Annotated in this window: 10 protein-coding genes and 3 pseudogenes; 8 read left to right on the top strand and 5 right to left on the bottom strand. The window is 68.6% G+C overall.

The window, feature by feature from the left end; all coding sequences use genetic code 11:
* Window positions 1-13 precede the first annotated feature (13 nt).
* Window positions 14-376, bottom strand: a pseudogene (locus AB8A24_RS07190) (transposase); the annotation flags it as partial.
* 487 nt (window positions 377-863) lie between these two features.
* Here AB8A24_RS07190 and AB8A24_RS07185 point away from each other — a divergent pair.
* Window positions 864-1,676, top strand: a complete 813-nt coding sequence (locus AB8A24_RS07185) for a hypothetical protein (RefSeq protein ID WP_369475152.1) — start codon at window positions 864-866, stop codon at window positions 1,674-1,676.
* A gap of 202 nt (window positions 1,677-1,878) precedes the next feature.
* On the opposite strand, the pseudogene AB8A24_RS07180 reads toward AB8A24_RS07185, so the two are convergent.
* A pseudogene (locus tag AB8A24_RS07180) lies at window positions 1,879-2,226 on the bottom strand (molybdopterin-binding protein); the annotation flags it as partial.
* Window positions 2,227-2,523: 297 nt separating this feature from the next.
* On the opposite strand from AB8A24_RS07180, the gene AB8A24_RS07175 reads away from it, so the two are divergent.
* Entirely contained in the window at window positions 2,524-3,123 is a 600-nt protein-coding gene (locus AB8A24_RS07175; RefSeq protein WP_328959761.1) for a hypothetical protein, read from the top strand.
* Between the two features lie 52 nt (window positions 3,124-3,175).
* Here the strand turns inward: AB8A24_RS07175 and AB8A24_RS07170 are convergent, their stop codons facing one another.
* Entirely contained in the window at window positions 3,176-4,030 is an 855-nt protein-coding gene (locus tag AB8A24_RS07170) for a class I SAM-dependent methyltransferase (protein ID WP_369475151.1), read from the bottom strand.
* Window positions 4,031-4,515: 485 nt separating this feature from the next.
* On the opposite strand from AB8A24_RS07170, the gene AB8A24_RS07165 reads away from it, so the two are divergent.
* The 5 genes and pseudogenes from AB8A24_RS07165 to AB8A24_RS07145 all read left to right on the top strand — a co-directional run bounded on the left by AB8A24_RS07165 (window position 4,516) and on the right by AB8A24_RS07145 (window position 9,691).
* A complete protein-coding gene (locus AB8A24_RS07165; RefSeq protein WP_328959760.1) occupies window positions 4,516-5,700 on the top strand; it encodes an IS701 family transposase in 1,185 nt (394 codons plus the stop codon).
* A gap of 717 nt (window positions 5,701-6,417) precedes the next feature.
* Window positions 6,418-6,861 carry an RICIN domain-containing protein gene (locus tag AB8A24_RS07160; RefSeq protein WP_328959759.1) on the top strand — a complete coding sequence of 148 codons (444 nt, stop codon included), beginning with the start codon at window positions 6,418-6,420 and terminating at the stop codon, window positions 6,859-6,861.
* 203 nt (window positions 6,862-7,064) lie between these two features.
* A complete protein-coding gene (locus AB8A24_RS07155) occupies window positions 7,065-7,523 on the top strand; it encodes a hypothetical protein (protein ID WP_328959758.1) in 459 nt (152 codons plus the stop codon).
* A gap of 391 nt (window positions 7,524-7,914) precedes the next feature.
* Window positions 7,915-8,508, top strand: coding sequence for an isochorismatase family protein (locus AB8A24_RS07150; RefSeq protein ID WP_328959757.1), 594 nt, complete (start codon window positions 7,915-7,917; stop codon window positions 8,506-8,508).
* A gap of 368 nt (window positions 8,509-8,876) precedes the next feature.
* Window positions 8,877-9,691: pseudogene (locus tag AB8A24_RS07145) on the top strand (IS5 family transposase).
* Between the two features lie 8 nt (window positions 9,692-9,699).
* Here AB8A24_RS07145 and AB8A24_RS07140 read toward each other — a convergent pair.
* On the bottom strand, window positions 9,700-10,275 hold the full coding sequence (locus AB8A24_RS07140; protein WP_328959756.1) for a CorA family divalent cation transporter: 576 nt from the start codon (window positions 10,273-10,275) through the stop codon (window positions 9,700-9,702).
* A gap of 25 nt (window positions 10,276-10,300) precedes the next feature.
* Between AB8A24_RS07140 and AB8A24_RS07135 the strand changes: the two genes are divergently transcribed.
* Window positions 10,301-10,546, top strand: a complete 246-nt coding sequence (locus AB8A24_RS07135; RefSeq protein WP_328965749.1) for a DUF1622 domain-containing protein — start codon at window positions 10,301-10,303, stop codon at window positions 10,544-10,546.
* Window positions 10,547-10,937: 391 nt separating this feature from the next.
* On the opposite strand, the gene AB8A24_RS07130 is transcribed toward AB8A24_RS07135, so the two are convergent.
* Complete coding sequence (locus AB8A24_RS07130) at window positions 10,938-13,013, bottom strand: trypsin-like serine protease (RefSeq protein WP_328959755.1); 2,076 nt, start codon at window positions 13,011-13,013, stop codon at window positions 10,938-10,940.
* Between the last annotated feature and the right edge of the window lie 505 nt (window positions 13,014-13,518).

Raw genomic sequence — 13,518 nt, 5'->3', positions numbered from 1 at the left:
CTTCGGCGATCGTCTCGTCTTCGAGATCGATGGCCCGCAGCGTGTGGGGCATCGCGCGAGCCGCGTCCGCAATGATGGACGCATCCTTCGCGTCTGTCTTGGCCTCGCCCGGATAGAGGTCGGCGATCCGCCGCATCGCTAATCCGGGCAGGTAGGCGACCGGGCAGCCCATGTTCCTCGCCACCGCCAGAGGCAGGGCCCCGATCGAGGCCGGCTGGTCGACGACCACCAGGACCGTCCCTCGGGTGGAACCTGCGCTGCACCGAGCCGCTGATCCGCGCCTGTCCGCCTCCTTCCTCTGCGAGGCGGCCCGTGGACTGGCCGACGGCGGAGGAGCAGTTGGGTACCGCCCCCTGCTGGCGACTAAGCGGCTCATCGAGGTGTACAGCGGTGGCGTTTCTTGGGGGTTCTGTGGCTGATGGATCCGTGCTGCCCTGATGGGACGTACGACTTGCTTGCGCAGACCGTCGAGAACGGGGGAGAGGTTCCTTACTGGCTCGTGCTTCCCGGTGTTCCCCCGGAGGAGTGGCCGGTCATCCTCAACGAAGGCCGCGGCCCCCTGTGGGAGTTCCACCCCACGTCGTCGTGCAGCCGCTTCGTTCTGGAGGTGTGCACCGGATCGACAGGCTCCTACTACTTCTCGGACTTGGGAGACTTCGTGTCCCCATCCGAGCGAGGCGCGTTCCTCCCCCCAACGCCGAGCTGCTCCGCCCGTAGCTGCGGTCGGGCCTCCGAAAGAGTCGGCCTCCGATGGTCCGGAGGGGGCCGTACTGGTCCTCGCTGGAGCTCTGCCCGCCGGTAGAGTGATGAGGCTGTGACCTGGGGCTGTTCAGTTGACCCGCGCTGATCACTAGAGTTCGTGGGTGCCGAACAACAACGAGATACCCACAAGCCCGAGCGGCTCGGGTGACGATGAGTGGAATGACCTGGTCCGGCGGTTCGAAGCGGAAGAATCCGGTCTGCGATCCGCGCCGCGGCCCCGGCGGGTGTGGCCGCTGAACCTGACACTGGCACTGGTGGCGGTGGGCGCCGCCTTTGTCGTGCTGAAGTACACCGGAGTGTCACCCGGCGACGGCAACGCCGCGCCGGCTCCGGCCGTGTCCACACCCACCAGGGCGTCCTCCGCCGCGCCGTCGCGGGGCACGGTGGCCGCGGCCGGCGGCACGCGGCCGATGATGCCGCTCGCCGAACTGTTCCCGGCGGAGGTCAAGGGTGGATCCGGCGCTGTATTCACCAGGCTGGGCTCGACCATGATGGAGTCGTGCACGGAGCCGGACGGGGTCGGACCCCGGCTGGCCGCCATGATCGAGGACAGTGCGGGCTGTGTCGGCGAGCAGATCGCCCTCTACAAGGATGACCGGAACAATCAGTTCAACATGGCCGTCTTCACGATGAAGGACCCGCAGGACACTCTGGCGTTGGTGACCGACCTGGCGATGGCCTTCGACGATTACCAGGTCGCCGTGCAGGGTCCGCCTCCCGGATCCGGTCTGCCGACCCTGCCGGCGGACAGCGGGCTGGTGCAGGCTTTCACGGGCCACGGCCGGGTCATGGTGGTCGCCATGGGGCAGTGGTCCGATGGCCGCACCGCCGACTTCCAGCAGCTCGTGGATCGCATGAAACCGCTCCAGGACGCGGTCTCCCAGAGGGTCGGTGCCCACGAGGGTATGAGCTGAGGACTCGTCAGGCGCCTGGCTGGGCCGACAATCGCTGGTCGGGAAGGGAAGCTCACTCTGTCGGGGGAGGGCGTACCTGGCTCAGGTAGGACCCGAGCAGGGTGCGTGCCCTCCTGTCCCCGAACATACTGACCGGCCCGCGTCCGTCACGGCCCGAATACGCAAGGCGGGGCCCGCCCGCAGCAGTTGCCGTGCGATGGTGTCAGTCGCGGGTGACGTGGACGCTCGTCGATTTCACCCGCGCGGTGGCCTTCACACCGACTTCGAGGCGGAGTTCTTCGCAGCTTCGCGTGTGAGTAGGGAGACGAGGAGGTGGGGGCCGGCCTGGATCTCGACCTGGGCGCTCACGTCCCCGACGGTCACCTTGGTGACGATGCCAGCATGGCGTTGCGTGCCGAGGTCTGCCGCAGCAGCTCTGTGTCGTCGGCGGTGCTCTCCCGGGCGAGTTCGACGGAGAAAGCGCGAGGCGTTCGCCGATGATCAGGCGTTTTCTGCCGTCGAGGAGGATGGGGAAGCGTCCGGTGTCGGCCCAGCGGCGAGCGTTGTCGGGGCGATGCTGCGCACCGCCATGTCCTGACCCATTCGCACCCGACGTGCTCCTTCCCGGTGACAGGCTGTCAGACCTGCTTTCCAGCATCCCGCTCGTGACGCTCACCGCGCCCCCCGCGGCGCTCGTTCCGAGTCGGTGACCTCCCATGAGCCTGTCCTCCGGACTGCACTGACCGCGCACCCCACTGCGCCAATTCCTGGACAGGGAACTGTCCTCAGGCCCACGCCCCTTGCAGGAGAGCTACCGCAGCCGGCAGCCGGCCGGGCCTGTCCTGCAGCGCCCGTCGGGCGTCGGCACGTGGGCACCGCGATCGACCACCGGCTGCGCCTGGCCTTCGCTACCGCCGCGCCGGTCGATCCCGTCGCCCTTGACGGCATCGAGCTCACCGGCCGCCTTTGCAGCGCAGCCGGCCGGCGCATGTACGCGGTCGGCCAGGAGCTCACGGACCGCCCGACCGCCACCGTCCGCCACCTGGACCTCGACAATCGGGAGCTCGACAGGAGCGCCGTCGCGCGCTCGTCGACAGAGTTGTCGCCGTGGGCGGTCGCGGGCGGCGACCTCGACGCCGAGTTCCCCGTCGGCTTGGTCGTCCCCGGTGCCTCGTTCGCCTGGGATACCAGCGGCGACCACGCCCACACCCGTCTTCAGGTCTGGGATCCTGCCACCGGGTCTTGGGCGGCCGTTGGCTACGACGGCCGCATCGCGGCCGACTTCGCCGTCGCCCAGGCCGGGCCCATGGGAGCCGGATTGGCGCGGGCGGCAGCCGAGGGCGGTGTGCTGGGGCTGCAGGGCTGCAGGGCCGCATCGTCGGAGGCGGGGCGCCGACGCGGGGTCGGTCCGGGGGGCCTTGGCGGGGCGGTGTTGCAGACATGGCGGCCCGGGGGCGGAGGTGGGTGAAGGTTGGCTGATCTCACTGAACCCTGACCGGGCCGGCCGCTGGGGTCGTATGTCAGCGCGCGGTGACTGAATACGCGGCGAGCGCGCGGTTGCCGCGCGGCTTGGCAATGGCCCGGAGAACGTCGGCCTGACTCAGGACGAGCTGTCGCATCGGCTCGGGCAGCGCGGCCAGACGCTCATCGATTCCCACCAGGTCGAGGCAAGCTGCGATTTCCCAGTCGCCGTCCTGCAGTTCTTCGGTATCGACCGGCCCGCTGCCGTCGGCCGTCCAGCCGGCCTCGGGCAGGAGCCGCAGCAGGCCCTCACGGGAGAAGGGTGTGCGGACGTTGCCCTGGCCATGCGATCCCGCGGCCTCGATCTGCCCCTGGATCAGCACGGCGAGCAGGTGCGCCAACTGGTCGTCAGAGGTAGGCGTCAGGTCCCACTCGGTGAACCACAGTCGCCGCGCCCACGGCCGTACCCGGGCCAGGGTGTCTCGCAGGTGTCCGAGCGATGTGAAGTACCAGGAGCAATGCGCGAACACCACATGGTCGAATGTGCTCTCGGGGAAGTCGACCGATGGGTCGAGGACGTCGGTGGCGAAGCGGAAGTCGATGCGTGGCCCGAGTGGGCCCGCCGCGAGCCGGGCTGCCGATTCTCCGAGCGTGACCGGCGCCCCGTAGGAGGGTGCGGCCACGTCAACGGCCACCACGCGCCCCTTGGGCCCAACCGCCTCTGCAAGGACGGCGGTCATGTCGCCCTGGCCGCAGCCCAGCTCGAGGACGGTTGAGCCGGGTGCGATGTGCCAGCTCGCCACGAGCGCGGCACGGTGGCGAGTCTGGGACAGCTGGGTGTCCGGGTTGTGCTCGGCGGCGGCCATGCCGGCCGCGAGCGAGGGGGCCTTGGCGAGGAGATCGGAGTGATTCACAAAGTCCTTGGTGATTTCGACGGGTCGGTGCGGGCCGAGGGTATGAGACGCGCGGGTAGTGGCGCCTCCGATTTCCTGGACGGCACCGGCGCGACGGCGGCTCACCCCAGGACCCGGCCGCTCTCGTCGAGGGCGACCAAGCGACCGTCTCCCTGCTCTTCTTCGCGTCGACCCCGCGCCCGCGGGGAGGTCAAGGTCGCCGATCGCGCGGATACGGAGCGCGGTGGCAGTCGTGCCGTGGCCGGAGGAGCATGCGGAGCGGCGGGACGTGGTGCGTTCTGCGGTGGGCGGCTTCCCGGATGAGGCGGTGTATCACCGGCGGGCTTCGCTGCACGTCCACGGGAGCGGGTAGATCGAGCAGTTGCCCTTGAATCTGTCTGCGTGGGTTCTGGCGTCGATCTGGCGTGGGATGGAGATTCCTACGGCCTCTAGTGCTGCAACGGTCTTTGCCGTGACGGTTGGGCAGGTCGGTCGTTTGTCAGGTCATGGGTGGGGAACTTGGGGATGCCCGGTTGTGGGCTGGCGAATTGAAGGCTCTGCATGAGCGGTTCGTGCACCGTTTCTCGCGGTCGGAGCCGCGGGAGTCGGCTCTTGCCTATATGCGAGGGCTGATAGCTCCGCTGGAGCGGAAGAACGGCTGGACGCTTGCCGAAGAGGCCGGGCATGGCGGCCCGGACCGGATCCACCGGCTGCTGAACCGGATCGACTGGAACGCGGACGAGGTCCTGGACGACGTGCGGGACTACGTCATCGAGCATCTCGGCGATCCGGATGCGGTGCTGATCGTGGACGACACCGGGTTCCTGAAGAAGGGTGTCCGCTCGGCCGGTGTCCAGCGCCAGTACTCCGGAACCGCCGGCCGGACGGAGAACTCCCAGATCGGGGTGTTCCTCGCCTATGCCGGAGGCCGTGGCCGCACCCTGATCGACCGCCGCCTCTATCTGCCCACGTCATGGACGGATGACCGCGACCGGTGCCGGGCCGCCGGCATCGACGACACGGTCGCCTTCGAGACGAAAGTGGTGATGGCCAAGGCCATGGTCCGCCGGGCGATCACGGACCGGATCCCGTTCCGGTGGGTGACCGCCGACGCCGCCTACGGCTTCTCCAAAGGCTGGCGCACCGAGCTCGAGCGGGCGGATGTCTTCCACGTCATGGCCACCACCCGGCACGACACCGTCGTCACCCGATGGGCCCTGGACCACCCCGTCCACGACCTGTTCCCCGCCCTGCCCCGGCAGAAGTGGAAGCGCCGTTCCTGCGGCAGCGGCGCCCACGGCCCGAGGGTCTACGACTGGGCCAGGGTCGAGGTCCGGCCCTGGCACCGCGAGGACCGCCGGCACTGGGTGATCGCCCGCCGAAGTGTCCGCCGGCCCGAGGAGATCTCCTACTACATCGCCTACTGCCCGGCCGAAAGCACACTCGACGAGCTGATCCGCATCGCGGGAAGCCGGTGGGCGGTCGAGGAATGCTTCCAGACCGCGAAGCAGGAGTGCGGCCTGGACGACTACCAGGTCCGCCGCTACGACGGCTGGCACCGCCACATGACCCTGGCCATGGCCACCCACGCCTGCCTCACCGTCCTGCGGGCCCGCGAACTCGACACCGGGAAAGCAGAAACGGATCCTCCCAGCTCATACCCCTCACCCTCCCCGAAATCCGACGCCTGATCAGCCGCCTCACCCGGCCTCGCCCAAGCACCGACCACGTCCTGCACTGGTCACACTGGCGACGCAGACGCCAACACCAAGCCCGCACCAGCCACTACAAACAACGCGGCCACACACCACCAGAAGCCAACAAACCATCACAGAAAAGACCGTTGCAGTACTAGGGGCCGGCCGTTGTGACCGGCCCGCAACAAGCGCTCGTAAGGGGGGTTCAGCACGGGCGTAACTGCGCCCGCTGTGCAGGCGTGTGGGGCGTAGCCGTCCATGAGATGTACGGGTGGCCGGGTGTGGTGGCTGACGGGTGTCAGTGAGAGTCGCGGTGTCGGCCGTGGCCGTGCCGGCTGTCGGTGGTCAGGAGGACCAAGGCGAGCCCTACAGGCAGCAGAAACAGCAGTGTCAGAGTCATGAAGCCTCTGATGCCCCTGCTCGGACGCCTGACACACAACCGTCGCTTCTGGGCTGTGCCCCGCTTTGCCCGGGTATGCGGTCCGGCCCTGTTTCTCTCGTGGGAGCAACTGCCACCGGACACACCACGGAAGGCACCGGAGGGCATCTGCACCGGGCCGGGCGAACACCGGGACGCATCCGCCGTACTCCTGAAGGGTGACGCAGAGCCGTTCCGTCCCTCTGTCGCACGTCGGCGGGGAAGGGATCCGACTGGCCCAGAAGATCAGCGGCGACCCGTGCGGGCGCCGCACGTCAGAAGTGGAGCCGACCATGGCACCCGTACCGAACGGCACCTACACGATCACCCGCCCTCCCGAGCAGCTGCTCACGCTGCTGGACGGGGCACCGGAACCCAAGACACCCGTTGTCCTGCTGCCGCCCACCGGCAACCCCGGCGAGCAGGAATGGCAGCTGGAGAAACTCAGCAACGGCAACTACACGATCCGCAATCTCCGCAGCGAGACCTATGTCTCCTACGACGGCGACCCGGAGATGAACAAGCCGGTCGTCGGATACCCCGAGCCCCGCGAGTGGGCGCTCTACCAGAGCGACCAGCCGCACACCTTCCACGTCGTCGTCCCCGGAGGCCCCGTCGACGGCGAGGAGCTGGCCCTGGACCTCAGCCTGCTGCGGATCTTCCCGCCCCGCATCGCCCTGAGGCCACTCGACGTCAGCAACCGACGCCAGGCGTGGACCTTCCAGTTCATGGAGTAGAGACGGAACCGGGTGCCCGGGTCGGGAGCCGACCCGGGCACCGCCCCCGCAAAGGCGACCCTGCCCACACCAGCCGCTTACCGGGCGACGGCAAGCCCGCTTCTGTGTCGACCGTCGCGCTTCGGCTCACTGGAGGGGCATGCCTGCCTCCGGATGGACCCGGTCAGTTCGCCCCCGCTTCGGTGGCGATTTCCATCGGCGGCATGGCTGGCGCGAGGCTCGCCTCCACGTGGGCGGGAGCCCACCTGCGGCGCGTGCCGCAGGCCGGGGTGGCACTCATCGCTCTCACTCTGGTCGGCTATCAGCTGTTGGTCTCCGCCCAGCAGACCGGGATGCCGTTCGTGGCCGCGGTCGCCCCGGTGATCCTCGTCGGCGCCGGTTTCGGGATGGTCGGTGCCGGGCTTGCCGGGCTCACCCTCAGCCAGGTCGGCCACCATGACGCAGGGTCTGCGGCGGGACCGTTCAACACCGCTATGCAGCTCGGCACCGCGCTCGGTATCGCGACGGCGTCGCTGGTGTTCTTCAACCACGCCTCGGCGGGCAGTCACGGCATCACCGTGACCCACGCCTTCGCGGGCAGCGTCTGGTACGTCATTGCTGCTCTCGCGGTGATGTGGGCGCTGATGTTCCGGCTCCCCAGGCCGGCCGAGGCAGCAGCCTGACCCAACGCCGGCGGCCCGCGCCTTCGGGAGGGCCGGCCGGCCCATCCCCGCAAGCGTCTGTCGCCCGCCAACCGCAAGGTCGCGGCCCGGTCGGCGACCGTGCTCCTGGCGCTCGGCGTGGCGGCGTTCATCGTCTTCGCCGTCGTTGTGCTGCGTGCAGCCACGGTGCCGCTCCGACTGCCCACGCCCGTCAGCCGCGGGAACCACTGGCGCCCCACGTAGACCCTGCCCCACCCGCTCACTCGGCCTTTCGCCGCCTTCGACAGTGAGAATCGTTCCTGCGGTGAATGTCTGCGGCTGTGTGGGTGAGCGCAGTCCGCCATGCCTTCGGCGAAGGTGAGGGTGCCGGTAGAAGACGGGGGTCGTTCCGTCGTCCTGAGGGGTGTTCGTGATGAGCCGAGGCTTGATCGTTGTGGATGTGCAGAAGGACTTCTGCGAAGGAGGCAGCGTTCCTGTCGCGGGAGGCGCGCAGATCGCCGCCGCGATCGCCGAGCTGGTGGAGCAGAGCGCGGACGGTGACTACCAGTACGTCGTGGCCACCCGCGACCACCACATCGACCCGGGAAGCCACTTCTCCTCGAACCCGGACTTCAAGGACAGCTTCCCCGTCCACTGCGTCGCCGGAGACGAAGGCGGCGAATTCCACCCGAACTTCGCCCCCACCGTCGCCGGCGGCAAGGTCCACGCCGTCTTCTTCAAGGGCGCCCACAGCGCGTCCAAGAGCGGCTTCGAAGGCGCGGACAGCGAAGGCACCTCCCTCGCGGACTGGCTGCGTGCACGCGGGGTGCGGGATGTCGACGTGGTGGGCATCGCGACCGACCACTGCGTGCGTGCCACCGCCCTGGACGCTGCCTCGGCTGGATTCGGAACCCGAGTACGCCTGGACTACTCGGTCGGTGTCGCCCCCGACACCATTGCCTCCACTCTGGACGACTTCCGCCAGGCAGGCGTCGAGGTGTCCGGCCAGACACCGGCGCCGAGTTAGTCCGGCGGGCAGGACAACGCCCTAACCCTGTGGCGGTCCACACTTCTGGGAACAGGTTCTGCGAGAGCTCGTTGGACCGGCGGGTGCACGCCCCTGCCTGGGGTACCTCGATCCGTTGCGGGCGGGGCGCCCGGGCTGGCGTCTTCCAGGATCGGCCCGTGCCGTGCTTGGTGGGGAGCCGCCTTCACACCGCGCGCGGCGGTGTCGGTTTCAGACGTCAGCCCGATACCCTCCGGCTTCGTTTCGGCTGGTGTGGACCCGGGGCTGGGGTCGGCGGCAGCCGCGCCGATGTGGCGCCCCCGGGGTAGGCCCGATGCCGAGAGTGCTTAGACCGTGTCCTACATGGCTCGTTGGCCGTTGTGGTGGGCATGGGGAGTGGGCGGTGGGGATGGATCGTTCCGGATGGACTGTGGGAGATAGTGCGGCCGTTGTTGCCGCCGGCACGGGTCCGGCCGCAAGGTGGCGGGATCGCGAACATCGATGATGAGGCGGTCTTCGCCGCCATCATCTACGTGCTGGTCAGCGGGTGCGCCTGGCGGGCCCTGCCTCCGTGCTTCGGGGCGTCGAAGTCGACTGTGCACCGCCGGTTTGTCATCTGGTCGCGGGCCGGGGTCTGGGGCCGGCTTCACCAGAAGGTCCTCCAGCTCCTGGACGAACAGGGCCTGGTCGACCTCTCCCGTTCGGTACTCGACTCCGCGCACGTCCGCGCTAAAAAGGGGGCGAACCCACAGGTCCGAGCCCCGTGGACCGGGGCAAGTCAGGTTCCAAGATGCACGTCCTGTCGGACGCGGACGGACTGCCCCTACGCGTCGGACTCTCCGCGGCGAACACTCACGACAGCCTCGGGCTGAAGCCGATGCTGTCCCATTTCCACATGGGACACGAATCCCACGCAGCCGATTCCAAACCGACACGACTCCACGCGGACTAAGCCTACGACATCCCCCACCTGCGGCGATGGCTCTGGGGCAAGCGGATCGGGGTCCGCATCGCCCGCAAGGGCATCGAGTCCAGCGAACGATTGGGTCGCCGCCGGTGGGTGATCGAGCGGACGATGTCCTGGCTGACCGGCTACCGCCGGCTCAACCACCGCTATGAGCGGAACCCCGGCAACTACCTGGCCTTTCTCGGCCTGGCCGCAGCCATCTGCTGCTTCAAACGCTTCCTCAACCTCACCATGTAGGACACGGTCTAAATGCTCTGGGTGTGGTCGACGCGGGACGTCGAGAACACCTCATCTTCGAGCCCGTTGAGCGTGGCGCGCACCTTGCGGGCGGCGTCGCTGTACGCGTCGACGGCGACGTCCAGCACGGCGTGCAGGACCGCCCAGGGGCCAAGGCGCAGCATGTCCGGATCCGCGTCGAGCCTGCGGGCAGCCTCAAGGCAGGGGTCGATCGGTCCGTGGCGCACGGTAAGACCGCTGCGAGCTCCTGCGAAGATCATGATGTCGCCGGTTTCCACCGCCGTCTCTTCTTCGGCGTACCGGAGGGTCTTCAGCGCTACGGCCAGCATGTCGCCGAACCGCTCGGCCTTCGGGCGCTGCTGTCCGTGGAGCGCGTCCTCGACGGACAGTGGGTGCAGGCCCAGCTCCTGGGTCAACTGGGCCAGGTCGCTCTGCGAGGGGTCTGCGAGCCGGACCCAGGCGAACTCGCCGTCGCCCAAGCCCCGCAGCCGCTTGAGGGCCGTCTGGCAGGCGTCGTCCATCGAGGCGGCCGGCGCACTGATCATCTTCGCGGGCGCCGTCTGAGCCTTCACCCGGTTCGCCACGACCGGCCTCCGCCGACGTTCCCTCATCGGAGAGTTCAACAAGATCCGTCTCAGCCTTGGCCGCTTTCTTGTCCTGGGACTGGAATTTCAACTGGCGGGTGACGTCCTGCGCACGGCGGTCGCTCCCAGCTTCACCGAGATCGGCCAGCTGGCGGCCATCGCCGCCATCCGCACCATCCTCAACTTCTTCCTCACCTGGGAGATCGCGCAGGAACGCGCCGAGATCGAACGCGATCAGAAGGAGCCCGTGCAACGGACCGCGGCCTGCTGACCATCCGGTCGCGCGTGCCGCCGGTGTTTGATGCCGGCCGACGGGGACCAAATGACATCGGCCGCCTTCTGACCGAACTCCGTTCGGGCCGCAAAGCCCTCACCCCGACATCCTGACCGAAGCGCTACACCCGAGGGCGCCGTTCCCGTGCGCCCGCTTGCAAGCGCGCCGAGCCGACGGGGACGTTGACGTCGCCCACGTCGCGGGGGCGCCGGTGCACGAGGGGGTCATTCTGGGCGTCCACCGGGTCACCTTCGAGGAGTCATCGTGGAAAGCGCTCGGGCCCCGCCGTTGGCTGGATCAGAGCCACAGAATCCGAGAGCCAGGAGACGCACAACCTCATTCGGGCTCCAATCCTCGCGCCTCTCGGTTCTGATGGAGCGGTTGTGGGTCAGAGGGTGCCGGTGAGCGCAGTGCTGCCGAGGCTTCCGGTGACGCCCTGAAGGTCGACCGGGGTGGTCGGGGACCACGTGCGGTCGGCACGGCGGATGACGTGGAGGAGCTTGTTGTCGGCGGTGGTGGCGGTGAGCTGGAGGGCGCCGTCCACGCTGGCGGCACCCAGGGACTTGACGGTGACAGAACCGAGGTAGCCCTTCAGGTCACCGAACGAGTCCCAGGTGCGGTCGGCCTTACGGATGGCGTGGTACTGGCGAGTGCCGTTGTCGGTGGCGATGACGATCTGTGCGTCGCCGCCGGTGCCGGCCATGCTCACGGCAGTGATGGGGCCGGTCGTGCCGGCTGCCTGGGCGACATTGCCCCACGCACTCCACTGTCCGGCGGTGTTGCGAACGGTGTGGAATGCCTTGCCGTTGTTGACCGCGATGACCTGGAGCTCGCCGCCGACGCTGGCGGTGGCGGCGGCGGTCACGGTGCCGATCGGTCCGGCGGCTCCGGAGAGGTCACCGAAGCGGGACCAGTGGCCGGTCGAGTTGCGGAGGGTGTGGAAGATCTTCCCGTCGGCGACGGCCACGACGTGGAGGTCGTTACCGATGGAGACGGCCGACACCTGGGTGACGTTGCCGAGGACACCGGCGACGGAGCCGACATCGCCGAAGCTCGACCAGCTGCCGTCCGCCTTGCGGTGGGTGTGGTGGATGATGCCGTCACCGCCGAGGGCCACGACATGGGTGTCGGCGTTGATGCCGGCAGCTGCGGCGGACCGCACACCCTTGATGTCGCCGGCCTTGGCCTGTACATCGGTGAAGCCGGTCCAGGAGCCATCGGCCAGACGGATGCCCTGGTAGAGGCTGGAGCTGGTCTGAACGAGGGTCTCGGTCTTCCAGCCGGGGGCGAGGGCACGGGTCTGCAGGACCCACGGGACGACATCGTCGACGCGGGTGGCGAACGCACCGCTCCGGGTCTCGTTGGCTCCCAGGCAGTCGCCCTGCCAGGACCGGCTGGTGATACCGAAGAGGGTGTACTTGTTGACGTCGTCCTGGCGCAGCGCGGGGCCGCCGGCGTCGCCGGCGCAGACGGTCGCGTCGGCGGGTGTCTTCGCCGTGAGGTCGAAGCCGGACGCGGCTACCGCGCCGGTGGTGAAGGCGGCCTCGTGGCGCGTGCCGGGCACCCATTCGCTCGTGGTCCGTCCGAAGCCCGCGACGGTCAGCTGCTGTCCCGTGGCCGGGGCGGCGGCAGCGAGGGGGACGGGCGCGATGTCGGCGGCCGGCTTGTCCAGCCGGGCCATGACCAGGTCCCGGTCCGGATGCGGAACAAGCTGCACGATCTCGCTGGTGTGGCCACCGAGCAGGTTGATGTGCGGCTTGCCCAGGACGACGGTTGTCTTCTCCTTGGGAGCCCCCGCCGCGACGGTGTTGTTCTCGGCCGGATTGTCTGCGAAGCAGCTCTTGGCGGAGATGACCCACTGCGCGTCGACCAGCGCGGCAGAACAGCGCCTGGTCTCGCCGATGAGGAGCTTTCCATTGAAGCCGAGGCCCTTGACGTCCGCGGAGACGCCAGGAGGCGTGGTGGAGCCGGTGCCGGTGACCCGCAGGTCAAGCACCACGGCCTGCTTGGGGTCGCTGGGGTCGGCTTCACCGAAGCCCTTGGACGTGTCCTTGGGAACGTTGAGCTGCTCGGTGGTGTTCGCGATGGACACCGAAGCCTTGATGTCGCGGCCGAACGTGCGGATCCGGTAGGCCCGCGGGATGCTCACCTTCAGGTAGCCGGTGTCGGCGGCCTTGAAGCAGATCTTGGAGTCGTTGGCGGCGGGCAGGTTCAGGGCCCACACCTGGATCTGATGGTCCCCGCTGCAGGGGGTCTGGATGATGTTCCCGTCGCCGGCGATCAGGTCGGCACCGGTGGCGGCCAAGGCGGCTGCGCGGTTCGGGTAGGCGCCGTCCTCGGCCGCGTACGGGGCGGTGGCGTTCTCAGGTCCGCCGTCGGCGACGGACATGGCCGGCAGCGGTGTCCCCAGGACAACAGCGGCGGAAAGGACGGTGGCCGCTGGCAGCGATCTGCGTATGCGCACGGGTTTGGTTTCTTCGCTTTCGTGAACTCCCACAACTGCTGTGTCATGCAGGGTGGGATCGAGTCGGCCGGTCCACTTCCACGTGGCCGAACATGAACGCCTGGGGAGGCCGGCGAGCAGGATAACCCAACGTGGGAGGGCGTGTTGACCACAAGGATTGTCGCCGATGGTCGGCTCAGGGACGCGCCAAAACCATCGGATTACGGAATGGTAACGCTCTCGTTCTGGCTACAACCCTCGACCCGAGCGCGCAGTCTCCGTTTGCTGAACCAGCAGTTCTGTTCCCCGGCGCGCCGGGGGGCGGGGGGACGGGGACTGCTGCCCTCCGGCCTGGGGAAGCCGATTCAAGGAGGGCAGCAGCCTCAACGCCGCACGCCTGCGGGCAATGGAGCCCGCACGCACCCCGTCGCTGACCAGGGTGCAGCTCCGGTATGCCGCGGACTGCCTCAGTACCATCTTTGAGGGGAACAACACTCCGTGCTTCGCAACAGAAGCCGGCGTACCA

The sequence above is a fragment of the Streptomyces sp. BF23-19 genome, assembly GCF_041106355.1.
Taxonomy (GTDB): domain Bacteria; phylum Actinomycetota; class Actinomycetes; order Streptomycetales; family Streptomycetaceae; genus Streptomyces; species Streptomyces virginiae_A.
Note: the sequence above shows the minus strand (reverse complement) of the source record. Positions and strands in the feature narration are given on the sequence as shown.